Origin of the sequence: Nostoc sp. TCL240-02 (assembly GCF_013343235.1) — a bacterium.
Taxonomy (GTDB): Bacteria; Cyanobacteriota; Cyanobacteriia; order Cyanobacteriales; family Nostocaceae; genus Nostoc.
Window position 1 is genome coordinate 2,771,364 of record NZ_CP040094.1, and the last position, 24,783, is coordinate 2,796,146.

General features: G+C 40.8%; 25 protein-coding genes and 1 tRNA gene. 14 read left to right on the forward strand and 12 right to left on the reverse strand.

Annotated elements, in window-relative coordinates; all coding sequences use genetic code 11:
- The first annotated feature begins 141 nt into the window (after nucleotides 1–141).
- A protein-coding gene (locus FBB35_RS11725) for an ISKra4 family transposase (RefSeq protein WP_174708235.1) occupies nucleotides 142–1,208 on the forward strand; the annotation gives its coding sequence in 2 pieces (ribosomal slippage) (nucleotides 142–298 and nucleotides 298–1,208; 1,068 coding nt in all).
- Nucleotides 1,209–1,408: 200 nt separating this feature from the next.
- Here the strand turns inward: FBB35_RS11725 and FBB35_RS11730 are convergent.
- Nucleotides 1,409–2,266, reverse strand: a complete 858-nt coding sequence (locus tag FBB35_RS11730; RefSeq protein ID WP_174709772.1) for an SDR family oxidoreductase — start codon at nucleotides 2,264–2,266, stop codon at nucleotides 1,409–1,411.
- A gap of 219 nt (nucleotides 2,267–2,485) precedes the next feature.
- Nucleotides 2,486–2,716, reverse strand: coding sequence for a hypothetical protein (locus FBB35_RS11735; protein ID WP_174709773.1), 231 nt, complete (start codon nucleotides 2,714–2,716; stop codon nucleotides 2,486–2,488).
- A gap of 492 nt (nucleotides 2,717–3,208) precedes the next feature.
- Here FBB35_RS11735 and tatC point away from each other — a divergent pair, with 492 nt between their 5' ends.
- Together tatC and FBB35_RS11745 are read left to right on the forward strand one after the other, a co-directional pair.
- On the forward strand, nucleotides 3,209–4,003 hold the full coding sequence (tatC, locus tag FBB35_RS11740; protein WP_174709774.1) for a twin-arginine translocase subunit TatC: 795 nt from the start codon (nucleotides 3,209–3,211) through the stop codon (nucleotides 4,001–4,003).
- Between the two features lie 45 nt (nucleotides 4,004–4,048).
- The gene (locus FBB35_RS11745; protein ID WP_174709775.1) at nucleotides 4,049–4,393 is read left to right on the forward strand and encodes a tRNA-binding protein; all 345 of its coding nucleotides are present in this window, start codon (nucleotides 4,049–4,051) and stop codon (nucleotides 4,391–4,393) included.
- On the opposite strand, the gene FBB35_RS11750 is transcribed toward FBB35_RS11745, so the two are convergent.
- The 5 genes from FBB35_RS11750 to rpaB all read right to left on the reverse strand — a co-directional run bounded on the left by FBB35_RS11750 (nucleotide 4,378) and on the right by rpaB (nucleotide 10,469).
- Nucleotides 4,378–6,009, reverse strand: a complete 1,632-nt coding sequence (locus FBB35_RS11750; RefSeq protein WP_174709776.1) for an IS1634 family transposase — start codon at nucleotides 6,007–6,009, stop codon at nucleotides 4,378–4,380. The two genes, FBB35_RS11745 and FBB35_RS11750, sit on opposite strands and share 16 nt — an antisense overlap.
- 441 nt (nucleotides 6,010–6,450) lie before the next feature.
- Nucleotides 6,451–7,431 (reverse strand): 2-dehydropantoate 2-reductase, encoded by a 981-nt coding sequence (locus FBB35_RS11755; RefSeq protein WP_174709777.1) that lies wholly within the window; start codon nucleotides 7,429–7,431, stop codon nucleotides 6,451–6,453.
- 44 nt (nucleotides 7,432–7,475) lie between these two features.
- Nucleotides 7,476–8,345, reverse strand: a complete 870-nt coding sequence (locus tag FBB35_RS11760) for an inositol monophosphatase family protein (RefSeq protein WP_174709778.1) — start codon at nucleotides 8,343–8,345, stop codon at nucleotides 7,476–7,478.
- A 589-nt stretch (nucleotides 8,346–8,934) separates the two neighbouring features.
- Nucleotides 8,935–9,582 carry a glutathione S-transferase family protein gene (locus tag FBB35_RS11765; protein ID WP_174709779.1) on the reverse strand — a complete coding sequence of 216 codons (648 nt, stop codon included), beginning with the start codon at nucleotides 9,580–9,582 and terminating at the stop codon, nucleotides 8,935–8,937.
- 161 nt (nucleotides 9,583–9,743) lie between these two features.
- On the reverse strand, nucleotides 9,744–10,469 hold the full coding sequence (gene rpaB, locus FBB35_RS11770) for a response regulator transcription factor RpaB (protein WP_174709780.1): 726 nt from the start codon (nucleotides 10,467–10,469) through the stop codon (nucleotides 9,744–9,746).
- Nucleotides 10,470–10,814: 345 nt separating this feature from the next.
- Here rpaB and FBB35_RS11775 point away from each other — a divergent pair, with 345 nt between their 5' ends.
- The 3 genes from FBB35_RS11775 to FBB35_RS11785 all read left to right on the forward strand — a co-directional run bounded on the left by FBB35_RS11775 (nucleotide 10,815) and on the right by FBB35_RS11785 (nucleotide 14,356).
- Nucleotides 10,815–11,081 carry a hypothetical protein gene (locus FBB35_RS11775; RefSeq protein WP_174709781.1) on the forward strand — a complete coding sequence of 89 codons (267 nt, stop codon included), beginning with the start codon at nucleotides 10,815–10,817 and terminating at the stop codon, nucleotides 11,079–11,081.
- A gap of 543 nt (nucleotides 11,082–11,624) precedes the next feature.
- Nucleotides 11,625–13,145: a bifunctional phosphoribosylaminoimidazolecarboxamide formyltransferase/IMP cyclohydrolase gene (purH, locus tag FBB35_RS11780; protein ID WP_174709782.1), complete on the forward strand. Its 1,521-nt coding sequence runs from the start codon at nucleotides 11,625–11,627 to the stop codon at nucleotides 13,143–13,145.
- Nucleotides 13,146–13,723: 578 nt separating this feature from the next.
- The gene (locus FBB35_RS11785; protein ID WP_174713614.1) at nucleotides 13,724–14,356 is read left to right on the forward strand and encodes an HD family hydrolase; all 633 of its coding nucleotides are present in this window, start codon (nucleotides 13,724–13,726) and stop codon (nucleotides 14,354–14,356) included.
- 195 nt (nucleotides 14,357–14,551) lie between these two features.
- Here the strand turns inward: FBB35_RS11785 and FBB35_RS11790 are convergent.
- Nucleotides 14,552–14,614 (reverse strand) — tRNA-Lys (locus FBB35_RS11790).
- A gap of 400 nt (nucleotides 14,615–15,014) precedes the next feature.
- Between FBB35_RS11790 and FBB35_RS11795 the strand changes: the two genes are divergently transcribed.
- Together FBB35_RS11795 and FBB35_RS11800 are read left to right on the forward strand one after the other, a co-directional pair.
- Nucleotides 15,015–15,266 (forward strand): hypothetical protein, encoded by a 252-nt coding sequence (locus tag FBB35_RS11795; RefSeq protein ID WP_174709783.1) that lies wholly within the window; start codon nucleotides 15,015–15,017, stop codon nucleotides 15,264–15,266.
- A 659-nt stretch (nucleotides 15,267–15,925) separates the two neighbouring features.
- Nucleotides 15,926–16,279, forward strand: a complete 354-nt coding sequence (locus tag FBB35_RS11800) for a hypothetical protein (protein ID WP_174709784.1) — start codon at nucleotides 15,926–15,928, stop codon at nucleotides 16,277–16,279.
- A gap of 40 nt (nucleotides 16,280–16,319) precedes the next feature.
- Here the strand turns inward: FBB35_RS11800 and FBB35_RS11805 are convergent, their stop codons facing one another.
- From FBB35_RS11805 to FBB35_RS11820, 4 genes are all read right to left on the reverse strand, one after another.
- Nucleotides 16,320–16,727 carry a hypothetical protein gene (locus FBB35_RS11805; RefSeq protein WP_174713615.1) on the reverse strand — a complete coding sequence of 136 codons (408 nt, stop codon included), beginning with the start codon at nucleotides 16,725–16,727 and terminating at the stop codon, nucleotides 16,320–16,322.
- Nucleotides 16,728–16,926: 199 nt separating this feature from the next.
- A complete protein-coding gene (locus FBB35_RS11810) occupies nucleotides 16,927–17,547 on the reverse strand; it encodes a J domain-containing protein (protein ID WP_174709785.1) in 621 nt (206 codons plus the stop codon).
- A gap of 239 nt (nucleotides 17,548–17,786) precedes the next feature.
- On the reverse strand, nucleotides 17,787–18,398 hold the full coding sequence (locus FBB35_RS11815; protein ID WP_174709786.1) for an ATP-dependent Clp protease proteolytic subunit: 612 nt from the start codon (nucleotides 18,396–18,398) through the stop codon (nucleotides 17,787–17,789).
- A 121-nt stretch (nucleotides 18,399–18,519) separates the two neighbouring features.
- Nucleotides 18,520–19,182 carry an ATP-dependent Clp protease proteolytic subunit gene (locus tag FBB35_RS11820; protein WP_174709787.1) on the reverse strand — a complete coding sequence of 221 codons (663 nt, stop codon included), beginning with the start codon at nucleotides 19,180–19,182 and terminating at the stop codon, nucleotides 18,520–18,522.
- A gap of 238 nt (nucleotides 19,183–19,420) precedes the next feature.
- Here FBB35_RS11820 and FBB35_RS11825 point away from each other — a divergent pair, with 238 nt between their 5' ends.
- The 6 genes from FBB35_RS11825 to FBB35_RS11850 all read left to right on the forward strand — a co-directional run bounded on the left by FBB35_RS11825 (nucleotide 19,421) and on the right by FBB35_RS11850 (nucleotide 24,564).
- Nucleotides 19,421–20,677: a VWA domain-containing protein gene (locus tag FBB35_RS11825; protein WP_174709788.1), complete on the forward strand. Its 1,257-nt coding sequence runs from the start codon at nucleotides 19,421–19,423 to the stop codon at nucleotides 20,675–20,677.
- A 12-nt stretch (nucleotides 20,678–20,689) separates the two neighbouring features.
- Complete coding sequence (locus FBB35_RS11830; protein WP_174709789.1) at nucleotides 20,690–21,970, forward strand: VWA domain-containing protein; 1,281 nt, start codon at nucleotides 20,690–20,692, stop codon at nucleotides 21,968–21,970.
- Nucleotides 21,971–22,278: 308 nt separating this feature from the next.
- A complete protein-coding gene (locus FBB35_RS11835; protein ID WP_174709790.1) occupies nucleotides 22,279–22,995 on the forward strand; it encodes a hypothetical protein in 717 nt (238 codons plus the stop codon).
- 9 nt (nucleotides 22,996–23,004) lie between these two features.
- Nucleotides 23,005–23,505 carry a hypothetical protein gene (locus tag FBB35_RS11840; RefSeq protein WP_174709791.1) on the forward strand — a complete coding sequence of 167 codons (501 nt, stop codon included), beginning with the start codon at nucleotides 23,005–23,007 and terminating at the stop codon, nucleotides 23,503–23,505.
- Complete coding sequence (locus tag FBB35_RS11845) at nucleotides 23,502–23,930, forward strand: HEPN domain-containing protein (RefSeq protein ID WP_174709792.1); 429 nt, start codon at nucleotides 23,502–23,504, stop codon at nucleotides 23,928–23,930. The genes FBB35_RS11840 and FBB35_RS11845 overlap by 4 nt, the downstream gene beginning before the upstream one ends.
- A gap of 325 nt (nucleotides 23,931–24,255) precedes the next feature.
- Nucleotides 24,256–24,564: a nuclease gene (locus tag FBB35_RS11850; protein WP_254625919.1), complete on the forward strand. Its 309-nt coding sequence runs from the start codon at nucleotides 24,256–24,258 to the stop codon at nucleotides 24,562–24,564.
- The last annotated feature ends 219 nt before the right edge of the window (nucleotides 24,565–24,783 follow it).

Genomic DNA, 24,783 nt, shown 5'->3' on the forward strand with positions numbered 1-24,783 from the left:
CTTAAATAAACTTCAGATCAGAGTTAATTTTTTAGCTAGATTTTGCCTCTGATTACAAAAATTATGCCGGGAGCATCCCAGTTTTTTGCAAAGAAGACGAAAATCAGTCAGGATAGGTAAGACGAGTGTATTTACTTACCGATGACCCCAGAACAAAAGCAAGCTCTTCAAAAACATATTCAGGCGATTGCTAAAATATTGTATGAAGATACGTCAAAAGAAAAGCTCACAAATCTTGCAGCAATTGAAGAAGCAGTGCGGAGTCAAATGCAGAAGCATGTTATGCCAGAAGTAGGGGTTTTTTTATCGAAACGATTACAGGGACAACCGCAGGATACCAACGACGGCTCAAAAGCATTCTTGGAGAGTTAGCAATAACGAGCAAACAAGCCATTGAATTAGAAGTCGCACCAAGTACTCAACTGAGTCCATATCTAGAAACTTGTTGTTTGAGGGTAAGTGCGAATGTCAGCTATGAAGATGCGGCATCAGACATCAAGTATTTTACGGGCATAGAGGTTTCTCACAGCAGTCAACAGAGATTAGTGCATCGCCAGAATTTTGAGTTGCCAACACCAGAACAGACAATTGAAGAATTAAGCGTCGATGGTGGAAACATCCGTGTCCGAACTCCTAAAGGTCAAATATGTGCATGGCTTGGCTATAAAGCAATTAGCTTACATCATCTCGGAATCTTGGGAACTTCATTTCAGAATAATCAGATTGTGATTGATTGGGTTAATGACCAACCACTGGCTAGCCCACTCACTTGTATTGGTGATGGACATGACGGCATTTGGAATATAATTGACCAATTAGCACCTGATGCACAACGTCGAGAAATACTTGATTGGTTCCATTTAATAGAAAACCTCCACAAAGTTGGGGGTTCACAAAAACGCTTGAAACAAGCACAAAATCTACTATGGAAAGGCCAAGTTGAGGCTACTATTGCCTTATTTACAGATTGTAAAGGCAAACAAGTACAAAACTTTTGCCGTTATCTTGATAAGCATCGCAATCGCATTATCAACTACGAATATTATCAAGCTGAAGAAATTTGTTCAATTGGTTCAGGTTCAGTTGAATCTGCCGTTAAACAGGTTGACCGTCGAACAAAAATTTCCGGGGCACAATGGAAACGAGAAAATGTGCCTCAAGTCCTAGCCCATCGCTGTGCTTACCTCAATGGATTATTGTCAGTTTGAGCCACTTTAAAAAGTGAGATGCTCCCAATTATGCCTTTGTTGATGAAACGCATGAGTTTATTGATGAAAAGCATGAGTTTGTTCATGAAACGCATGAGTTTGTTCATGAAACTCATGCTTTTTTTGATGAAAAGCATGATTTTGTTGATGACAGCTTTTAAATTTAGAGTGACGACCTCTAAAGCATTGACAATTAGTAACTACAGGCCCATTGAGTATAAAATTACCTTGTCATGTAGGCGATCGGGCAGAATATGCTTTAGCACCGCTCCAATTTTGGCATCATGTCCAACGAGATAGCGTGTCTTGGGCTGCTTTGCAGTGAGTGCATGAACAACAGTCTGAGCAACAATATCCGCAGAAATTCCCTTAGAAGCGAGAATCTGCATTTTCTTGCGAACAATATTCATCGCTTGACCGTAGAGATTTTGTGCCGATTGTGGTAAATCGTACTGTGCTACTTCAGATTGATTTAAAGACTTTTCCCAAATTGGGGTAGCGATGGAACCAGGTTCAATAATTGAAACCGAGATTCCCCAAGGCCGTAACTCCATCCGCATCACGTCAGTAAGTGCTTCTAAGGCAAATTTAGAAGCATTGTAAGCTCCTAACAACGGCGTAGGACTTCTACCAGCAATGGAACCCATATTGATAATTCGACCCCGACTTTGGCGTAAAAGCCCAAGAAATGCTTGTGTCACAGCTAATTGTCCGGTGACATTAACTTGCATCTGGTGTTGAAATTCTGCGATCGCTAATAATTCTAAAGGCCCAGGGATAGCAATTCCCGCATTATTCACTAAACCTACAATTCCAGTACCACCGACTGCATTTGTTACCTTATCAACCGCAGCTGCGATCGATTCAGCATCAGTAACATCTAAAAAAATCGGAATGAGTCTTGACGATCCTTTTTGCTTAAGTGTTTGAGCATCAATATCTTGACGCACGCCAGCAAAAACAGAGAAGCCCAACTGGTCTAAAAGCAAAGCAGATGCTTGGCCAATTCCTGTTGAAGCTCCTGTAACCACTACTGTACGTTGATTTGCTACAACCATTAATTTTCTTTTTTTATAATGTGACTACGTAATTCCCAATCCCCAAAGAGGTAGAGGGAAGGGAGCAGGCTTGCCGTGAGCGTAGCCGAACGGGAGCAGGGAGCAGGGGGACAAGGAGAATAACTATATTCAATTCCCAATGCCCAATGCCCAATGCCCAATGCCCAATTCCCACTTGCCCTGAGCGGAGCCGAAGGGATGCCCAATTCCCAACTAGTATCAATCTTTGCAAGTACCAAACCTAAGACAATCTTCGGTTTGGTCATCTCTAGCTGATATTTGCCACGGCAATATGCGTAACGGAGCATTTGCACTGTAAACAATTAGACCAGCGATTGTAGGAAGCTGGTTGTTGACAATCGTCACGTCACTGCTAAGAGCATTACTTAGCCCAACATTGTATAAATAAACAGGCAATGCCATTAAGACAAAGCAAATTGTCCGGTTCATAACCAACCTCAGTTAAAAATTTCCGATTGCGCTATGTATGTATAGATGCCACCTTGATGAACCGGATTTTCAAAACTGAGTATTAAATATTAATGTTGTGTGAATTTACCCAGCACTACCAGTAGGCTATCAACTTGAAATTGATGGGTAGACAACCTTGTAGTAAGGATTTTAGCCCTTATTCTTGCACTAAAGTGCTTACTACAAACCATCAAAACTAGTTTTACAAGCTACTAGCCGCAGAGACGTGATTTCTAAATTATCAGTTCCACCCTTTTTTTAGGTTAGGCATTGCCTACAAGATGGCTTCCTACTAACTTATGCAGATGCAACCTTAAAAAACAGGAAAAAAAACCCACAGCATCCAAAAACATATCTTGGTAGCTGCATTCCCCAGATAAAATAATGAAGAGTGCTAAGTTAAAAGCGCTGAGTGAACAATTTTGCTCATTACTTAGCACTCAGTTATAAATGTTGCCTACTAACTGACTCATGCCGCCTTTACAAGACGCAGATACTGTAAACGTTCCCAACATCGATCCAGAAGAATATGGCAACTCAGACACAGATCCTCTCAATGAGTTGCCCGATGAAGTCGAAATGTCCCTTTTCGACCACTTAGAAGAGTTACGACAGCGCATTTTCTATTCGTTGATTGCCGTAGCAATAGGTATTATTGGCTGTTTCTTTGCCGTTAAGCCGATTGTCCAGCTGCTTGAGGTTCCAGCACAAGGAGTAAAATTTCTCCAACTTGCACCCGGAGAATATTTCTTTGTCTCCTTCAAAGTTGCAGCCTACACTGGTTTAGTACTTTCTAGTCCTTTCATTCTTTACCAAATTATCCAGTTTGTGCTTCCTGGACTGACTCGCCGCGAACGCCGTTTACTGGGGCCTGTGGTTTTGGGTTCGAGTGTACTGTTTGGCGCGGGTTTAGCATTTGCTTATTTACTCCTTATCCCCGCAGCTTTGAAATTTTTCATCAGTTACGGAGCAGATGTAGTTGAACAACTTTGGTCAATAGATAAATATTTTGAATTTGTGCTGCTACTGTTATTCAGCACTGGTTTAGCATTTCAAATTCCTATCATCCAATTATTGCTCGGTAATTTGAACATTGTCTCATCTGAACGGATGGTTTCTGGTTGGCGTTACGTGATTATGGGAGCAGTAGTTTTAGGAGCCGTACTTACACCTTCTACCGATCCTCTAACTCAAAGTCTTTTAGCAGGAGCCGTTTTAGGGCTTTATTTCGGTGGTGTTGGGCTGGTGAAGCTCACAGGTAAATAACATAGAAAATAGGTAAAAAGATTTTAATGCTGAGTTTTTGAGCAAATGTTTATTAGCTATAGTGATTTTGAGAAAATCGAGATTCATATTGGCAAAGTCATTAAAGTCGAAGAATTTCCTCAAGCAAAAAAACCAGCTTATAAATTGTGGATAGATTTTGGCGATTTGGGCATTAAAAAATCTAGTGCCCAAATTACTAAACTTTATGACCAAGACAAATTAATCAACAGATTAATATTAGCTGTGACTAACTTTCCACCCCGTCAAATAGCCAATTTCATCTCCGAAGTTTTAGTCTTGGGAGTGGTTTTAGACGATGGAGAAGTTGTATTAATTCAGCCAGATAGAGATGTAGCCCACATTCCGCAGGTATATCAGGTGAGAAGATAATATTTTCGGCAAGGCGCACCAAGAAATTGGAGAATCCATCGTCGTTCGTCAGTAAGATTGGTAATGTGTTGAAAGCCAGCGATCGTTACCAGATGAATCGACATGAAACATTGAAACACCCACCGCATCGTAGGAGAGGCAGTTGGTTTACCCAATTGATTGTTGATGGTTTGTTTTGCTTGAGCTAGAGCTTGGCGTAACGCCCGTTGTCCCAAAGTGTAAACTAACAAGCATAGACCCATGACCATTGCTAAAGCAGCAACACGTTCTTTCGAGTTGAGAAAAACACTGCTGGTAAAAAATAAAGGGTCTTTGAGAAAACGAAAACCACGCTCAGTAGATTGCTGGGCTTTGTACTGCTTGAGTAAGTCATCATTGCTCAATTGTTGAGCATCAAGAACATTGGTAGCCAAAATAAAACGTCCGGCTCGTTGTTTTTCAGTGGCAATTGCTAGCTCGTTAGGTACAACAGTCGCACGAATTTGATAGTAACACTGTTGTGGTTGAGCATCTTTACGTGGTCTGCCTGATTTGGCATGGCGTTTGTGTTCGATAATTTCTAGTTCAGCAAGTTCATGAAAGCGTTGCTGAGTCTCAAAACGCCCTGAAGCCTGTATCGCGTCTGCGGCACAAGCAAATTCTTGTTGTGACAACTGTCGCAGTTGAGATTGTGCTTGTTGGAGGTGCTTAGTCAGACGTTTTTCCAGTTGCTTTAAATCTGCTGCGGCACGAGCTTCACTTTCCACCACTAGCCAACGCTGTTTGACTCCACCATAATCGCAGCAACACTCTGCTATTCGGTAGCCTGTGACTATGCTATCCACAAAAGCTTCCTGACTCATTTTCTCCAAGAGTAATTGGGCAGTAGTCAGTGTGGCTGGAACTCGTGATAGCCATCGCAAAGAATCCATTTGTTTAAGATTGCCTTCGGTGTAGAGTGCTGCATCCGCTACAAACAAAGCATCTATTTCCCATTGGTGACGAAATTCTTTCAAGATTTGAGCAAACACGGCTGAGTCGGCTTCATTCCCATCTGCCACTCTTAGATTTAGATATAGAGGAATATCCCCGTCTCCACTGCACATCAGGTCTACAATAAACTGTTTCAGGTCTGGTCGATGATCTCTTGAGTATCCTTTTGTGATTGTTATCTCTCCTGGCTTGCCTGAACCTTCTGTTGAGTTGTTGGTATATTCTCCATGCACATGAAACGAACTTGAATCCAAGTGTAAACTGTCCTTTTCCACCCCAAACTTCTTGGCTGCTGCCAGTGCTACTGTCACAAATACTTGTGTTAATCCCGCTTCATACAGTTTGTCCAAGACTCTGCCCAAGCGGTCATCATTCAAGTGTTCTGGACTTATACCTTCCCCTAGTAAATGCTCTGTGGCTTTGCCTACAAAGAACTTCTCAAATAGGTATAGTGGCGCACTTACTAAACCCAAGCCATTGAGAATCATTGCTTTGACTGCTTGACCTGAACTGACTATTTCTTGGTAATGTGTTCCCAGTATTTGGTTGATTTGCTCTACCAAACACATTTGATCAATAATCCCTGCCACTATCCCACAGTGGTCAATATCTTGTACTCTTATTTCTGATACTGATGGTGTCATTCATCAAAAATACCATTGATCTCCTCTCTTACCTGCGGAATGTAGGTTACATGAATCAAGCAAATAATACCTGTGATATAGCAAGGGACTGGGGACTGGGTGAAAAGTCTTTTTGTGTCTAAGTTTCATCATTTGTTGATGTCCTAACCACCAAATCTTGTGCTATATCATGTCCGCTAAATGGCTATGGTGTACACACAAATTTTCTAAATATTTCCTTATATCATTTGCTCTGCAATGCTAATGCATCGACTTACAATGCTAATGTATCGACTTGCAATGCCATTGCATCGACTTGCAATGCTAATGCATCGACTTACAATGCCAATGCATCGGCTTACAATGCCAATGCATCGGCTTACAATGCTATTGCATCGACTTACAAGTGCTAATTAATGCATGGTAAAGCCTCTGCTTAATCCCATGAAAACTTCGGGACTGTCAGATTTTGACTTTGGTCACTTCCAGCAGTTTAACGCTGGCATAAATAGCATCAATATAAGGTGTGGGAATTTGAGTCAGTTTTCCCAATTCTGCCACCGCGCCAACAATAGCGTCTATTTCCGTAGCGCGTCCTGCTTCAATATCTTGTAACATCGAGGTTTTATGGGCACCAACATTTTCTGCCCCATTAATTCGCTGTTCTAAAGTGATACCAAACTTTATACCCAAATTTTCCGCGATCGCTTGAGTTTCTGTCATCATAAACCGCGCTAATTCACGGGTGAGGGGATAGCGGCAAATATCTTCTAGAGTAGCACCAGTCAGCGCACTGATAGGATTAAACGCCACATTTCCCCACAACTTGATCCAAATTTCCGTGCGAATTTGATTGCGGATTGGTGCTTTGAATCCTGCCTGTTTTAAAGCCTGTGCTAATAATTGGATGCGATCGCTTTTACTACCGTCGATTTCACCGAGAGTAAAGCGATCGCCTTCAATATGTTTAATTACACCTGGTTCAATTATCTCAGTTGCCGGGTAAACAACACAACCAATGGCACGTTCAGCCCCAATACTACTTTCAATAATCCCATCTGGGTCAACAGATTTAATTCGCGTACCTTCATACTCACCGCCATGCTGACGAAAGTACCACCAAGGAACGCCATTTTGGGCTGTCACCACCATTGTGTGAGGATTGTAGAGTGCAGGTAGAAGAGGTGCGATCGCAGGCACACTGTGAGCCTTGACAGTTAGAATTACTACATCCTGTGGCCCCGCTTCCTGAATATTGCTAGTTGCCAAAAACGGAGTAGCAATTTGGCTAGAACCGTCTGCCATGAGCAACTTCAGCCCATTTTCTTTAATCGCCTCCAAATGGGAACCACGTGCAATTAGCGTCACTGCTTCACCTGCCAGTGCCAGTTTTGCCCCTAAATATCCACCAATTGCACCCGCGCCAACAATACAGATTTTCATTTTGTTTAGGGATAGTTAGCAAATAATTAACTACTTATTTACCCTCAAACAGCTAGGCTTTGGATAGCTTTCAGTAAATCTTGATGAACAGATTTTGAGGCAGCTATTATCAATCCAGGCAGACTATAGTTTTGACAAGTATGCAATGGCGGTAAAGTCGAACCGTCCAGAGTCGTTACAATCCAACCAGCCTCTTTCGCAATAAAAGCGAGTGCAGCAACATCAATAAATTTACCCGATTTAATCACTGCTCCACTCAAGTCACCAGTGAGAATACCATTAAGATTAGGAATTTGAATATCACTAGAGTAATCATTCGCTATATCAATTACTTGATATCGATCTTTTAGTAAATGTCCAATAGAATTCATTGCCCATCCCAACAAAATAGCAGGTTTGGCAGATGTTATGTGTAATGGGGCACAGGCTTCTAGGCTCATGTCCAGAGTCCCTTTAAAAGCACCTTCACCTCGAAGGGCATAAAAATAAATGTTTTGGGCAGGAGAAATGGCGATTACGGCTTCAAAGTTATCTGAATTTAGAATACTGAGAATAATTTGGTAATTAGAATGTCCATCCATGTAAAACTTTGTACCATCAATTGGGTCGAGTGTGACTAAGTAATCACCTTCTGAACCGAGTTCGGTAGCACGAAAATACTTGGTGTTATTAGAACTTGCATACTCTTCTCCATAAAAGCGAATATCTGCAAAAGTGCCCAGTAATACTACTTCTACTAGATTTTGAATAGCCACATCCGCATCAGTAAGTGCAGCACTAAAAAAGTTGTTTCCTTCTCCTTTGGCGGGAAGTGCAGCAATTTTTGGTTGAAGAAAATGGGCATAAGCTGCTGCTACTTTCAGATGGGGGAGTAAAGTCTCCAAAATTAGCCGAGTAGTGGGTGTTGTGGACATTGCAGCAAACTCCTTTCAGAAATAATCTACCGTTGGCAGAGCGATAGAATTCTATAATCTAGACAAAATTACGGTATCATTGTGGTGCAATGATACCACAATCTTTCCCAATCTACTGGATGTTAGAGGAACTATGGCACTGATTGCAGAAACTGCTAGTTAATGCCTATAAATGTAATAGCTGTTGCTGCTTCAGCAGGATTTGTGGGTGGCTGTCTCTTATCTAACTTCTGAAAATAACTCCAAAAGCTCCTAGTGGTCTGTCAAGAACTAATTGACGGATAAGTAAATCTTGCAATTTTTCTTCTTTCCTTCTTCCTTAGCGCTCTTTGCGTCCTTTGTGGTTCGTTCCTTTATCCATCAAAATGTATTAGATATCTCCGAAAAAGAATCTAGAGACGCGTTAGCGTAGCGGGACGAAGTACAATGTCGCGTCTCTACAAGGGTTCTGAATAAGGCATATTTAATTTCTGGAAATGTCTATTTGACAGACTACTAGCAACTTCTACTGAATTAGAAGAAGATGCGACTGATGATGTTATAAATGCAACATTAATCAGTTTCTAATTATCTGAAATTGGTACAAGAATTATTTAATACTATTGGCAAAGTCGTATCTGCCCCCACGTTCAAGAGCGCGTTTGTAAGCGGGCCGCGCATGGATGCGCTCGATAAATTGCTTAATTTTCGGTCGGCTTGAGATGAGTTCGGCTTCCACAGCGACTATTTCCAAAGGAAAGCTCATTTGGATATCGGCGGCGGTGAATTCTTCGCCTACAAACCATGTACTCTTACCAAGTTCATCTTCTATATAGTCAAAATAGTCAAAGTGAAGCTTAATTTGGGGTGCGATAAATCCTTCGTTTACGCTGTCTCCTAGCCCAAAACGGTTGAAGACGAGATTCATTACCAGAGGTGGCATTGCAGAGCCTTCGGCATAATGCAGCCAATAAGTGTAGCGCAGACGCTCTGGTGTACCAGATGGCAGGATTAGCTGACCATTGCCGTAGCGTTCGACGATGTATTCGATGATAGCACCCGACTCAGCAACAGTATTTTCTGCATCTGTGATTACTGGTGACTTGCCGAGGGGATGGACTTCACGCAGGGATGCTGGTGCCAGCATCGTCTTCTGGTCGCGTTCGTAAAACTTAATTTCATAATCGATCCCTAATTCTTCAAGCAGCCATAGCACGCGCTGCGATCGCGAGTTGTTAAGATGATGGACAACGATCATAATAGCTACTTTTATTACAATAGAGTTATTACTGACTTTTCATCATCTGAAACTACCATCAGGTGACTAATTCTTCATCTATCTAATGGTTTGTTTTGGGTTTTGGGTAGAGCTAAATCAACCACTGATTTCTGGATTTGGAATTCTTCTTTAATTTCCTCCTACTGTGATTCAATAATTCGTGGGAAAAAATAACCATTACCTCTTGCTGTGATAATCAACTCTGGTAAGTTGGGGTCATCTTCTACCTTTGTCCGCAATCGGGAGATATGCACGTCTACTACACGGGTGTCTAAATGAAGTCCTGGTACGCAACCCCACAATAGCTGCAACATTTCTAATCGGGAAAAAACTTTTCCAGAATTGTTCACTAACAACTCTAGTAAGCTAAATTCCACACCTGTCAGGCGAATGCGTTGCTCATTTTTATAGACTTGCCGCTTATTCGTATCAATTTTGAGATTTCCCACATGGATAATCGTGGAATTAGGAGTGGTATTGACACTACTTTTATGGAAGCATCGCCTTAGTATGCAGGCAATCCGAGCTTCTAGTTCCTTGGGAGAGAAAGGCTTTGTCATATAGTCATCAGCACCTAACTCTAGCCCAGTAATCCTATCGGCTACGTTTCCCAAGGCTGTAAGCATAATAATTGGTACATCTGACTCTTTCCGTAATTCTTGGCATACACCGTAGCCATCGAGCTTTGGCATCATCACATCCAAAACTATTAAGTCAGGAGTGGATACACGAAAAGTTGACAAAGCTTCTTCACCATCGCTAGCTGTGACGACATCATAGCCAATCATGGAAAGACGCGTCTCTAAAATCCGACGTATGCTCGCTTCGTCGTCTACTACCAGGATTTTTCCTTTATGACCTGACAAGTTTCTCAATGCTCCTTTACAGCGAGAACTCTTAACCCTCTATTATCAGGCTTGATTGAGTCTAAAACACAAAACGGCCTTGGACTTACTCTAAAGCAGTAGTGTAAATTGCTCAAAGCACCTGTGCAAAATTATACTAAGGCATCTGCACGAAAAAGAGATTTGCACTCAATTAAGAAATTCTTCAGCAGGGGACTCGTATTTTCCATAGATTTAGTGTATCTTGTTTATTCCGTGCAATTATTAACACTCATTTTACCCCCGACTTTTTACAACTGTCTTGTCATCCGACTTTTCAGCCAATGGCTTCGATATTCAGTGAATGAAAACTTTTAATTAGTAGATATGAAGATCATCAAAAAATCTGACACGCTGACCCTGAAGAAAATGATGGAAATCCAAGACGCTGAAGACCAAAATCTTCAAGCTGATACCGTCAATTTTTCAGCCCCTGTGGTTGATGAGCAACCAGTAGCGATCCCAGAGCCGAGAGAACCCGACTACATTCCATTGCGCGATAATCCCATAGTCCAATCTGTTGGCAATTCCGGCTGGCAGATTTCTGATATTTGGCGGGATATCCGCGTAGATGATTTTTGTAATTTTGGATAACTGTCAACTGTAGTTGTTGAAACTGCAATAAAGCTTTTAACGTATCGGTAATTTGTCAACCTCAAGAATTTAAGGTAATTCCGAATTTATCTTTGATTTTGACTGGGATTGATTGGATCTATTAGGTGGTTTATCCATCTTTTAGTCAAGTTAACTGTATTTCTGGCGTAATCGCCCGGCTCAAAGCTAGCAATTATTTACGAGATCCATTCAATACTGTTTTAAGACAGCTTATGGCTTGGGAATCTTGCCCGTTAAAAGACGGGCGAGGTGCCTATGCTTGTTGTATTCCAAGTAAAGGATTGTATACGTCTCCCAACTTTCAATACTATTAAATGTAACAGTGCGTTACAACTTCTTTCTAACCTCTTAGGCACAGCCTACTTATTCCTTATTTCCAGCATTTTCGACAGTGCTGACTTTGAGGAATGTAACCATATAAATTACACAAGTCAATATTATTCCTCATGGTCTTGAAGTGAACCAAGGCTTATGCAAAACTTGAGATCCTTCGCTTCTAGCCTACTTTTAAGGAATTGATCAATGGCGCGTCTAGCCCTGCTGAGTGTATCTAACAAAACTGGTATAATTGACCTAGCCCGTAGCTTGGTTGAAGAATTTGACTTTGATTTAATCAGCAGTGGGGGAACAGCCCAAGCCCTCAAAGATGCGGGACTCCCTGTTACAAAGGTTGCAGATTACACAGGTTCGCCAGAAATTTTAGGTGGCCGAGTCAAAACCCTACATCCCCGAATCCATGGCGGAATTTTGGCACGGCGAGATGTTCCCCAAGATATTACAGATTTAGAAAATAACCAAATTCGCCCGATTGATTTAGTGGTGGTGAATCTATATCCCTTTGAGGAAACGATCGCTAAACCAGGGGTAACATTATTAGAAGCTGTTGAACAAATTGATATCGGTGGGCCTGCTATGCTACGGGCATCATCGAAAAACTTCGCCCATCTGGCTGTATTATGCGATCCGGCACAGTATGACGAGTATTTGCAGGAATTGCGCCAAAATAACGGCATAGCATCCCTAGAGTTTCGGCAAAAGGCAGCATTAAAAGGATTTTCGCACACTGCTAGCTATGATCGAGCGATCGCATTTTACCTCGCAGAAGCACAGCAATACACCCTTAGCGGCACACAATTACAATCTCTGCGTTACGGTGAGAACCCCCATCAACCCGCCACCTGGTATCAAACTGGGACTACTCCAACGGGATGGGCAGCTGCAACAAAGCTGCAAGGCAAAGAACTTAGTTACAATAACTTAGTTGATTTAGAAGCCGCACGCCGAATCATTGCTGAATTTACTGATACTCCAGCCGCAACGATTATTAAACATACAAATCCCTGTGGTACGGCATTGGGAAGTAGTATTTTCGAAGCGTATCAAAAAGCTTTCAATGCTGATTCGACTTCTGCCTTTGGTGGGATTGTCGCACTCAACCGCCCGATTGATGCGGCTACGGCTAGCGAGTTAACTAAAACATTTTTAGAATGTGTGGTTGCACCAAGTTGTGACGCAGAAGCTCAAGAAATCCTGGCTAAGAAATCTAACGTGCGGGTTTTGACTCTAGCTGATTTGAGCAGTGGCCCTAAGGATACAGTGAAAGCGATCGCAGGTGGTTTCCTTGTCCAAACTAGCGATGATGTAATTGCTGATACTAGCCAATGGCAAGTAGTCACTGAACGTCAAGCCACTGACAGCGAATTAGCCGAATTACTATTTGCTTGGAAAGTTTGCAAACACGTAAAATCTAATGCCATTGTTGTAACTAGCGATCGCACTACAATAGGAGTAGGCGCTGGTCAAATGAACCGCGTCGGATCAGTTAAAATTGCCCTAGAACAAGCTGGAGAAAAAGCCAAAGGTGCAATACTCGCCAGCGATGGATTCTTCCCCTTCGATGATTCCGTGAGAACAGCCGCAGCCGCAGGAATTACAGCCATCGTCCAACCAGGGGGAAGTTTGCGCGATAAAGATTCTATCATTGCTGCTAACGAACTGGGTTTGCTGATGGTCTTAACTGGTGTACGTCACTTTTTACACTAAATTTAGTGCTTACCAGGTGTACAGTTGAGAAAGTGTCATACAATATACTTTCTTTATAATTGAATTCGTGATATCTTTCAGTTGTGTGTGAGGAGCAAGTTAAAAATGAAAAGCGTTTGGGGTGGAAACACGGCAACACTCCCAAGCGCTTTTTAATTAGTCAGAAATTGCATTGCTTGTGCAATTTTAAAAATGTCTCTCAATATACTTGCCATCAGATAGAAGTAGTGATATGGTTTATTTGTGTGTGAGGAGCAAGTTGAGAATAAAAAATGCCTGGGGTGGAAACACGGCAACACTCCCAGGCATTTTTTAATTTTCATATAAGAATTAGATTATTGGTACAGTTTTGAAACTGTCACTCGCAATAACCGACTATTAATTGAACCAGTGATAGTATTTAGCTGTGTGAGGAGCAAGTTAAAAATTAAAGAACGTCTGGGGTGGAAACACGGCAACACTCCCAGACGTTTTTTGATTGGTATGTAAAAACGAGTACTTGCAAATATGCTGGAATTATTGAGATAATCACCTACAGTCTAAAATCCAGTAAACCTCACCCCCAATCAGAAATTCAGGTGCAAATCAATCGGCTGACTCAACAAATTCAATTCATCATCGAAATTGATCGGTTGAAACACGTGATGCGCCAAACCCTACTTATTGATGGGTCACGCCGAGAAAATAGTGCAGAACACTCTTGGCATATAGCTGTAATGGCGATCGCCTTAGTAGATTATGCCCCAGACGGTGTTGATATATTCCATGCCATCAAAATGCTGCTAATTCACGATTTGGTAGAAATTGATGCAGGTGACACCTTTTGTTACGATGTGCAGGGTAATGACAGCAAAGCAGCAAGAGAAGCACAAGCAGCATTGCGTTTATTCGGACTTTTGCCAGCAGACCAAGGTAGCGAGTTGCGTTTACTCTGGGATGAGTTTGAAGCAGGAGAAACACCCACCGCCAAATTTGCCGCAGCCCTAGACCGGATACAGCCTTTGCTGCATAATCAGCAAACTCAGGGCGGGACTTGGCGTATTCATGGCATTAGCCGCAATCAGGTGATGAAACGGTTAGCACCAGTAGAAACAGGTGCGCCGGAACTGTGGCCTTTTGTCCTGCAATTGATTGATGATTGTGTGATAGCAGGATATCTTAAAGATGATGCTGCCCTAATTACTCAAGATTTTCGGGCTGAAAATTATTAGATTTTTTTTGAGCCTAAGTATTAAGTATATAGTTTCTAAAATCGTTTCTTAACCATTTAATCTATAGATTTTGGGTTGCGGAGGTGAACTCACAACCTTTTGCAATTACTCTCCATTTTGTTGAAGATTAAAAGCAGTTCTATATTTGCAAAAGAGTCTGCACCAAATACCTGATTAAATACTTAAAAGGTGGGTGACGAGGGATTTGAACCCGCAACCAACCAATAGATTAAGAATCTACTGCTTTATCGTTGAGCTATTTAGTAGCTAGTGAAACATATTATATCCAGTGTTTATTATTGGTTTTCTCTCAATCCGGCAATTAAGTTGAGAGAGAAATGAGAGATATTTTTAACAGTTCATAGCAACTCATAAAACACAACTTTATAAGTACTAAATACCAAAAATAAACGTGTATAAAAACATCCTATAGAAATATTATATTCTATAATTTTCATACAAAAATCAGTCTAAGGATAATTCTAAAGATAGAAGACACAAAAAACTAGAACGATTAAACTCTCTTAAAGCTAGAAATCAGTAATCGTTTATAGGCTTATAAGTGTGTGTACCTATGTTCATTTAAATTTAAAAACAGGTACTAATCGTGTTGAAACCTTTCTTCAAATTCTTCACTTGCTTTGCTCTCATAATTTCTATGGTATTTAGTACCGTAGAATCTGCTCATGCTTTGTCATTATTCCCAACTCCCATATTAGCAACCACATCCTATGGGGAGACTTTCTGGAATAATGTTATAGCTGGTATAGGTTTTGGAGCAGGTGGTGCTGCACTTTGTGTTGCTACAGTTGTAACCGCACCTCCATTAGCACCATTTGTTTGTGGTGGTGCTGCTACTGCTGAAGCTGTTGCTATATGGCTTGGTACAAAAGCAATATTACAGTCGTAACTGCACCTCTATTAGGAGTCTTGCAAAAATAACTTGAACATTTTTGATGGAGAAGTTAAGCTTACTGCTTATTCCAAATTCAATTTGTACAACTTATTTTTACATGATAATGCATTAACGCCATTTGTTTGCGGTAGTGCTACAACATAGCTTATTGCAAAAGCAATTGCTATATAAATTTTTTCACATTAAATATTGCTTTAGACCCTTCCAAACCTCAATGATGGAAGGGATTTTTAATAATACTATTCTCAATAAAAATTTTTCCTGTAACTTTTTAGATTTCAAAACTATTGGTGATATGGGCTTCGTAACACACCATCTAATAATTAGGAATCGACTATCTAAAAGCCGAGACTAGTTTATAAGCAAAAATAACTCAAATCCATTATCTAGTAACTTCTTAGCAATTATCAGATACAGCTTTTATAGATTAGGACTTACGCAAAAATACACGCTGTAGGGGGAATTCATTAATTGGCCCTACGTGAAATTAGGAGTTTCAGCTATTGTTTGCGTAAGTCCTATAGATAAGTTATAATCCAAATTATATTATTAAGTATTAATTATAGTTTTCTATTATTCTAGCTGTCCACCCTTATTCTGTCTTTTGGCTTAAATTAAATTTATCCCTGAGATGAAAAACAAATACTTAAAAAGTGGGTGACGAGGGATTTGAACCCGCAACCAATAGATTAAGAATCTACTGCTCTACCGAAGAGGAAGAGACTGAATATTTCCGTCGCTGGTTTGCAACACCTGTGGAACAGAGGTGGACAGATCCTAGCCTCGAAACTCCTTGGGACTTTTTTTCTATGTTTGATGCTTTTCAAAATGGTGAATATCAATTAATTGCTTGTAGAATGGTTTCTGCCAACAGAGCTAAACTTGAGTTTGAACCCTTTAGCTATCCCTATGGCGGAACTGGTGCAATACAGGCGTTAGTTGAGTCCTTCGATTTTATAATTCTTGCAGAAGACGACGGTACAGGATACACAAAATTTAACCTGTAGTTTGGGAAAAGAGTGAGGCAATTTAATCCTTTGCCGATCGCTATTGGATGAGATAACTACGCCAAATAGGTTGAGTATTTTTAATACCCTTTTCTGGAATTAGCGATCGCCAAGTTTTACCTTCTTGCTGAATTTGCAAGTAAACATTAAAGGGTTGTTTTGGTTGCGTCAAGCGCCGTTTTGGTAGCTTGAGAATCAAGTCGTAGGTTCCCCGAACGTGGAAAGTTGGTAAATTTTCAATCGTTAGGGGTTGTTCTTGGGTAATTGATAGCCGCTTGATTTCAAATCCTTGAAAATCTAGATCCAACTGTTGGCTAAGTTTTTGTTGAGTTTGCTCTAGCCCAAGTGCGATCGCTTTTTGCACTAACTCGCTAGTTGGTAGCAATCCAATACTGCCACAAGCTGTAACTAGCATCAGCAATATTGCTGTCAAAACTAACCGCACTATGTTATTCACTGCCTAATCTGCTATTTTCTTCCTTATCAGTTTAACCGGACGGGTTGCTGCTTTTTCCGCGTCGAGTAATTTAGGAATTATGCAAACAATAGCCGAAAAATTTTAATTACAGATAAGGGCAATTTATGAATTGCCCCTGTTGTTAGAATTTGGTAACGAGATTTTGATTTTCAATAAATTTTGTAAATCTTTAAAAAATTTGTTCTAAGCGTTGGAAATCACGTTGCACTTCATACCAGAGACTTTTATTGTGGGGGTCTGTTTTCAAAGCTTTTTTAAGATAAATTCTGGCTTTAAGCAGTTGGTTTTCCGAAATTAGCGCCCGTCCCCAAATTTGATAAGCGATCGCTTGCCATTGGCGAACTTCTGCATCTGTTGACAAACGATCTGCTAAAGCTTCCACCAGTGCGATCGCTTGCGGAAATCGTTTCTCTTGCAAAAATCGCTGCAATTGATCATAAGTCTTCCACTTCAGCCGTTCTTCTATTTCTAACAGATTAGGCGGTTTTGGTTTCCCTGGTTGCTGGTTTACCACCGTTGTGACTGGTGTTTTCTGTCGCTGCGTTGTCTTAGCAGCATCACGCCCAGTTGACACCTGAGTTGAATGTGCAGCAGTTTCCTCTGGCAGTACTACCGTCAGCAGGAGTTTGTAAGCCTCTGTCAAGGCAATAAACTTATCTTTGGCTTTGTTGTCATCTGGGTTGATATCGGGATGATATTGCTGCGCCAATCGTCGATAAGACGCTTTGATATCAGCAAAAGAAGCTCCCGATCTTAAACCTAGCAAACGGTAGCAATCTCCAAGATCCATCTTGAGCTATGAGCTATCGAATATTTAGCTATCGGCTATTATCTGTCAATATCAGCTTTAAGCCTGGACTATTAATGATAAAGGCTAATTTTCTATTTTAAAGTTCAATGTTGACAGTTTGTTTTGGGAATGGGCATTGGGCATTGGGCATCCCTTCGGCTCCGCTCAGGGCAAGTGGGAATTGGGTATTGGGTTATTAATTCTGCCCCTTGCCCTCTTCTCCCTGCCCCCTGCCTCCCTTACTCGCCTGTTACTATAGAGGTTCGTTCTTCAATCACACGGTCAATTAAACCGTATTCTTTAGCCTCTTCAGCAGACATGAAAAAGTCACGATCCATATCTTTTTCAATTTTTGCTATGGTCTGACCAGTTTTATCGGCATAAATGCCATTAAGCTGGTGACGAATCCGCAGAATCTCTCTAGCTTCAATTTCGATATCGGTTGCTTGTCCACGGGTTCCACCTGAAGGCTGGTGAATCATAATCCGTGAATGAGGCAATGCTAGGCGTTTACCTTTGGTGCCAGCGGCCAACAGGAAAGACCCCATTGAAGCAGCTAAACCAACGCAAATAGTCACTACATCTGATTTTATATGTTGCATGGTGTCAAAAATAGCCATGCCAGATGTAACCATTCCACCTGGGGAATTGATGTATAAATAAATATCTTTACCTGGATCATCTGAATCCAGATACAGCATTACAGCAATTATTTGATTGGCAATTTCATCATCAATGTCTCGTCCCAAGAATATAATCCGTTCCCGGTAAAGGCGATCGTAGATGCTAATCCAATCTGTATATTGTCCTCCGGGCATCCGGTAAGGAACTTTAGGAACGCCTATAGGCATAACTTACTCCGTTTTTAATAATTTGGGCGCGGTAGGAGAGTTAGAAATAACTCATAACTCCTAACTTAATAACTCAGTACTCAGCACGGGCTAAACGCCCCGCTATCGCTAACAGCACTCACTAAAGGACACTGGCTGGAAGGGGGGGATTTGCGAGTTCTTCTTTCTCAAAAACTCTGTCAATTAGTCCGTATTCCTTCGCTTCGTAAGGTGTTAGATATAACAACCTATCCATGTCTTTAGCAATTTTTTCTGGGGGCTGTCCGGTGGTGCGATGTAAAATATCAACTAACGCACCTTTGTTTACCAAAACTTCCCTTGCCCGAATTTGAATATCCGTTGCTTGACCTTGGGCGTAGCTCTTAGGCTGATGCAGGATAATCGAAGAGTGAGGCAAACTAGCGCGGCAACCTTTTGTCCCAGCACTGAGAAGCATGGCTGACATACCCATCGCAGAACCGACGCAGATGGTGTGGATAGGAGGCTTGATATATTTCATGGTGTCATAGATGGCGAAGGCTTCGGTTTCAAAGCCAATGGGTTCGCCACTGTAACCAGATGTACCGGTGGAGTTGATATAGATTTTAATGGGCTTTTCTGGGTCATCGGATTGCAAAAACAGCAACTCAGCCACGATTAATTCCGTGACAGCAGGCACCAGTGGCATCCCAATATAGACTATTCGCTCCTTCAATAAGAGGGAAGGTAAATCTGGCGGTGGTGTCCGGTAGAAGTTATCGCCGTAATATGGGGCTTGAACAGCTTTGATTGGGGAAATGTCCATAGCAACTGATCGCCTGAAACTATGCCGTTAACTGTAATACATCCTAGCGCGATGCACGCTTCCCTCAAGGTGCGGATTTCTCCCTAATGCTTAAGGTGGCTTTGCATCTGCCAATGTTTGGCTTCTAAGATATTCTGATTATATTCATGTATTTGTGTTGGATAGGTTTTCCGTAGAGCTAAAGTGGTGCTTTGAAGTTATTTATTAATATGTATATCCTGAATAGGGACTTTAAGTTATGAAGGTTAGCTTGCAGCCTGCCTTGAATGATGGTAATTTGGACGCGAATCAACTGAATAGTCAACGTCAGTTGGGAATTTCGATTTCGGCGATCGCAGAGACTCAAGACCGCCATGTACCCCTGAATTTATGCTTAATTCTGGATCACAGTGGTTCTATGAATGGGCGATCGCTAGAAACGGTCAAAAAAGCAGCGAATCGTCTGGTAGATAGACTCAATCCTAGCGATCGCCTCAGTGTTGTAGTTTTCGATCACCGTGCCAAAGTCTTAGTACCTAGCCAAAGTGTCGAAGATCCAGAAAAAATCAAACAACAAATCAACCGCCTAGCCGCCGATGGTGGGACTGCAATTGATGAAGGATTGCGTTTGGGGATTGAGGAGTTGGCGAAGGGAAAGAAAGATACTGTTTCCCAAGCCTTCTTATTAACCGACGGTGAAAATGAACATGGTGATAATAATCGCTGTTTGAAATTCGCCCAATTAGCTGCTAGCTATAACTTGACTTTGAACACTCTGGGATTTGGTGACAACTGGAACCAAGATGTTTTAGAAAAAATTGCTGATGCTGGTTTAGGGACTTTATCTTACATTCAAAAGCCGGAAGAGGCAGTGGATGAGTTTAATCGCCTGTTTAGCCGCATTCAAACAGTGGGATTGACTAATGCTTATCTGTTACTGTCTCTGATGCCCCATGTCCGGTTAGCAGAACTTAAACCCGTTGCCCAAGTTTCCCCAGACACAATTGAGTTACCACTGCAACAAGAAGCTGATGGACGTTTCGCTGTGCGGTTGGGAGATTTAATGAAAGATGCAGAACGGATAATCTTAGCTAATATTTATTTGGGACAATTGCCAGCAGGTGAACAAGCGATCGCTAATGTGCAAGTCCGCTACGACGATCCAGCCGCCAACAAGGTAGGTTTAGTTACACCAAATATCCCAGTTTATGCCCATGTAGTGAAAAACTACCAAGCAGATCCGAATCCCCAAGTGCAACAGTCTATTTTGGCATTAGCTAAATATCGCCAAACCCAGCTAGCCGAAACGAAATTGCAACAGGGCGATCGCTCTGGTGCAGCAACAATGCTACAAACGGCTGCTAAAACGGCTCTGCAAATGGGAGATACTGGGGCCGCGACGGTGTTGCAAACTTCTGCCACTCAGCTACAATCTGGTGGGGATTTATCTGAAAGCGATCGCAAGAAAACCAGAATTGTCTCAAAAACAGTTTTGCAAGATACCCCTCCCCAGTAAACTCAGGTTTAGATGAAAGTTAAATTGCTATCGGCGTTAAATGACAATAATGTTGATGTGGCTCAAACAAATAGCCAACGTCAACTAGCAATAACGATTTTTGCGATTGCTGGTGAGTTTGACCAAAATCTACCCCTTAACCTCTGCTTGATTCTGGATAGAAGTGGTTCTATGCACGGACAACCGATTAAAACGGTAATTCAGGCAGTGGAAGGATTAATAGATCGGTTGAAAGTTGGCGATCGCATCTCTGTTGTGGCTTTTTCCGGTTCTGCGGAAGTCATTATCCCCAACCAAGCGATCGAAGACCCCGAAAGCATCAAATCCCAAATAAAAAGCAAACTCAGCGCTAGTGGCGGCACTGCGATCGCCGAGGGTTTGGAACTGGGAATTACAGAACTGATGAAGGGCACAAGAGGAGCAGTTTCTCAGGCGTTTCTGCTGACGGATGGGCATGGTGAAAGCAGTTTGCGGATTTGGAAGTGGGATATTGGGCGAGATGACAATAAGCGCTGTGTCAAACTGGCGCAAAAAGCTGCCAAACTGAACCTAACTATCAACACTTTCGGATTTGGCAATAGCTGGAATCAAGATTTGCTAGAAAAAATTGCTGATGTCGGTGGTGGTACTCTAGCTCATATTGAACATCCTGAACAAGCTGTGGAGCAATTTAGCCGACTATTTGGAAGGATTCAGTCAATTGGGCTAACAAATGCCTACTTGCTGTTATCTCTAGTGCCGAATGTCCGATTAGCAGAATTGAAGCCCATTGCCCAAGTTGCCCCAGACACAATCGAGTTACCAGTGGAACGAGAAGCTGATGGTAGCTTTGCTGTACGTTTGGGAGATTTGATGCAGGATGTAGAAAGGGTAGTTTTGGCTAATATTTATCTGGGACAGTTGCCAGAGGGAAAACAAACGATCGGGCATCTGCAAATTCGCTATGATGACCCGTTAGTTAACCAAGAAGGCTTACTTTCCTCCCTGGTGCCGGTGTATGCAGACGTAGTGCGGGCGTATCAACCAGATTCTAATCCGCAGGTACAGCAGTCTATTTTAGCATTAGCGAAGTATCGCCAAACCCAGTTAGCCGAGGCGAAATTGCTACAAGGCGATCGCACTGGTGCAGCTACAATGCTACAAACAGCAGCCAAAACCGCTTTACAAATCGGGGATAAAGGTGCGGCGACAGTGTTGCAAACTTCTGCCACTCGCTTGCAAGCTGGGGAAGAACTTTCGGAAGCAGACTTGAAGAAGACTAGAATTGCATCAAAAACCGTTTTACAGGAATAGTTAACTCATAATTTACAATTAATTCAGGTTTCAAGCTCTTAATTTTGCTGAGATTTAATGCATCATTGCCTATACTATCAACGCTCAAAAATATTTTAAACAAAAAAATGAACGTGTTTTCATGCTAATCTATAGCTATAACTCTTATTAGTAAGGAGAAATTAATCTGTGTTTGTATTTTATTACTAATTTTAAATTGTACTACTCTCTAATATTTATCCAAGTCTAATAATGTGTATACTAAAAAACTAAATTAGATTTTAAAAGCAATTAGTATATGGAATAAAGTTTAATTTACAACTGAGGAATTGAATATATTAACGTTAACTCATATGAAGAATCTAAAAATTCCACCACAGTATCAATTAGGTATTACATTAATTATAAAAATTGATGAAAATCTATTCCATAAATTACTGAATTCTATTATAGAAGTCCATCCCTTCGTAAGTATAGAAAGCTTAGTCATGGAGATTTCTCCGAAATTAGAAGAAATTGCTGTCAATGATTTACAAGAAATTTTAAGAGCTATTCGTTCAATTTTCGCTCTCCGTACTCAAGAAAATCTTAAAAATACTGAAATAGTGACAGGATTGAGTAATGCTGTATCAATTGACAATACATTTTCAGATTTATCAGATGAAGAATTAAAACGTTTTGAACAAAGGCTGACTCAATTGTTGGTGTTGGCAGTCGATGGTTCAATCAGTATTTCTTCCAAAGCTATAGACTTACTACAAGAGTATGATCGTATATTGTTGAATTCGCGTATTATTACGGATATTAGACCTGTCTTCAAATCAGAAACTCAGGAAGGAATAGCTGGAGCTTTAATAGTTCACACATTAAAAATCGAGTACCAAGATGCAGGTGGCTTAAAAGAATTTTATGTAGCATTAGATTCAAATGATGTAAAGAATTTACAAGAGCAGCTATCGGAATCTTTAGTAAAAACAGAAGTTATAAATTCTATTCTGAATAAAGCAAATATTCTGTATTTAGACCCTAACTATAACTCAAAATAAGGTGGAAAAATGCTCCTAGAAAATCCAGAAGTAAGAAAAAATAAATTACCAAATACGGAGTTTTTGAATGTATCTATTCAACTTGAAAAGTCATCAACAAATGATTGGTTAATTCACGAAAATAGAACAGAACAACAAAAAACTTGGTTAACACAAGGACACCAAGAAAATCATGAATTATCTTATAATTTCAGCAAGATAGTTCAATTTTATACCATAGATAATGTTGTTGATACACTGAGATTTTTGCGAAAGCATCAAAGCCTTGTAGATATTCTACTCAAAGCTCATCAAGAAGTTAGAAAGTATTTCCCATCTGAAAAATTACGATTAAAGTTGTCTGTTGATCCGGAATCTCCTCAATGGGAGAAACTATTACTTTCTATCTATTCTAGTCCAGAATACGTTGATGAAGCTTTAAATAAATTAGACGAGTTCGATCAAAAATGGTGGATAGAAGCTTCATTAGGAGTTGCTGTAAATCTTTATATCAATTTGGAATTTGAATGAAATTCGACTGGTCAAGTTATTTAAAGCTTGCAGAAACTCTATTTGATGAAGTAACTAATTCCTCAAGACAGTCAAATAGTTCATCAATGGATGAAGCAAAGATACGCTCTTCTGTTAGTAGAGCGTATTATTCAGTTTTTTGCCTAGCTAGAAACTACTTACGTGATATTGAAGGACATACTAGTTTAAAAACTGACAAATTTAGTATACATGAATACGTAATCAAACAGTTAGGAAATAGTAAAGATAAAGATAGAAGATATTTAGGAGAATGTTTGTCTCGTCTACGTGGATTGAGGAATGAAGTTGACTATGAAGATTATATAGCTTCTCATCTTCTCATAGCTAAGGCAAAGCAAACTTTGAAAGATGCTAATAAAGTTATTGAATTATTAAATAAATTGACTAGTAGTCAAAAACCATAGAGGTTTTCAATGTCTGGTTCATCGCTTCAAACTCTTGTCAATTACCTATATTTAACCAACAAGCCAGCATCACCAGTAAGCCGTTGAAAGATTCTTGCTGAATGAACCGATCGCGATCACAAGCTAACATCTCAACGATACACCAAAATGAATGCGTGAATTACTTAAATAAACAAGCAAACTGGGGTTAAAGAAGACGAACTTGAACTTGCTGCACGTCGCGGTGGATTCCGTGAGTTGTAAGAAGACGTACATAGACTCTGGTGTACTGATCAGGGCTTTTTGTGGCATTCAGTCAGCATCAAAGCGAATCAAATTCTTAACGATGAAAATCTGGAGTTTGCCTCAAGTAGCAACGTTTCAGTTAGAAGTCTTGCCTAAAGCAACTTTTAACAAGCTACAATACGAAGCAGAATTTTACAAAACATTTTTTAGTGCTGTCATCCACTGGGCAACTGACTTAGAGCAAATTATACAGAATGCTTCTGAAATTGCCTGTACTTACGGTTTAGCTGCAATGGATGCACTTCATATGGCGGCTGCTCTCCAAATTCAAGCTGATCAACTGATCACCACTGAAAAGCCAACCAAACCAATGCACCGAGTAACGGAAATCCAGATTACTTCAATATAATGCGATCGCTCACAACTAAAAGCTTCGCAGCAAACAAGCCAATTTATGGCGTTGCTAATTCCATGTATGAAAATGATTTTGCAATACCTGCATCACGTAGCAATGCTGCCGCAGAAGCTAGTAATGCCTGATCAAGTAACAGTTTCATAGTGCTTAGTTAGCTCAATGATGCGATCGCCCAAGTAGGACGATGCAATAATTGAGCTTTGCTGAACTGAA

Bases quoted from the DNA above. Each gene is read 5' to 3' on its own strand.
- FBB35_RS11795 (WP_174709783.1), top strand. From the start codon at position 15,015: ATGGTATTTAGTACCGTAGAATCTGCTCATGCTTTGTCATTATTCCCA.
- FBB35_RS11825 (WP_174709788.1), top strand. From the start codon at position 19,421: ATGAAGGTTAGCTTGCAGCCTGCCTTGAATGATGGTAATTTGGACGCG.
- FBB35_RS11840 (WP_174709791.1), top strand. From the start codon at position 23,005: ATGCTCCTAGAAAATCCAGAAGTAAGAAAAAATAAATTACCAAATACG.
- FBB35_RS11730 (WP_174709772.1), bottom strand. From the start codon at position 2,266: ATGGTTGTAGCAAATCAACGTACAGTAGTGGTTACAGGAGCTTCAACA.
- FBB35_RS11845 (WP_174709792.1), top strand. From the start codon at position 23,502: ATGAAATTCGACTGGTCAAGTTATTTAAAGCTTGCAGAAACTCTATTT.
- tatC (WP_174709774.1), top strand. From the start codon at position 3,209: ATGCCGCCTTTACAAGACGCAGATACTGTAAACGTTCCCAACATCGAT.
- FBB35_RS11775 (WP_174709781.1), top strand. From the start codon at position 10,815: ATGAAGATCATCAAAAAATCTGACACGCTGACCCTGAAGAAAATGATG.
- FBB35_RS11810 (WP_174709785.1), bottom strand. From the start codon at position 17,547: ATGGATCTTGGAGATTGCTACCGTTTGCTAGGTTTAAGATCGGGAGCT.
- FBB35_RS11760 (WP_174709778.1), bottom strand. From the start codon at position 8,345: ATGTCCACAACACCCACTACTCGGCTAATTTTGGAGACTTTACTCCCC.
- FBB35_RS11850 (WP_254625919.1), top strand. From the start codon at position 24,256: ATGAAAATCTGGAGTTTGCCTCAAGTAGCAACGTTTCAGTTAGAAGTC.
- FBB35_RS11745 (WP_174709775.1), top strand. From the start codon at position 4,049: ATGTTTATTAGCTATAGTGATTTTGAGAAAATCGAGATTCATATTGGC.
- FBB35_RS11830 (WP_174709789.1), top strand. From the start codon at position 20,690: ATGAAAGTTAAATTGCTATCGGCGTTAAATGACAATAATGTTGATGTG.
- FBB35_RS11765 (WP_174709779.1), bottom strand. From the start codon at position 9,582: ATGATCGTTGTCCATCATCTTAACAACTCGCGATCGCAGCGCGTGCTA.
- FBB35_RS11735 (WP_174709773.1), bottom strand. From the start codon at position 2,716: ATGAACCGGACAATTTGCTTTGTCTTAATGGCATTGCCTGTTTATTTA.
- FBB35_RS11815 (WP_174709786.1), bottom strand. From the start codon at position 18,398: ATGCCTATAGGCGTTCCTAAAGTTCCTTACCGGATGCCCGGAGGACAA.
- FBB35_RS11750 (WP_174709776.1), bottom strand. From the start codon at position 6,009: ATGACACCATCAGTATCAGAAATAAGAGTACAAGATATTGACCACTGT.
- FBB35_RS11755 (WP_174709777.1), bottom strand. From the start codon at position 7,431: ATGAAAATCTGTATTGTTGGCGCGGGTGCAATTGGTGGATATTTAGGG.
- FBB35_RS11820 (WP_174709787.1), bottom strand. From the start codon at position 19,182: ATGGACATTTCCCCAATCAAAGCTGTTCAAGCCCCATATTACGGCGAT.
- purH (WP_174709782.1), top strand. From the start codon at position 11,625: ATGGCGCGTCTAGCCCTGCTGAGTGTATCTAACAAAACTGGTATAATT.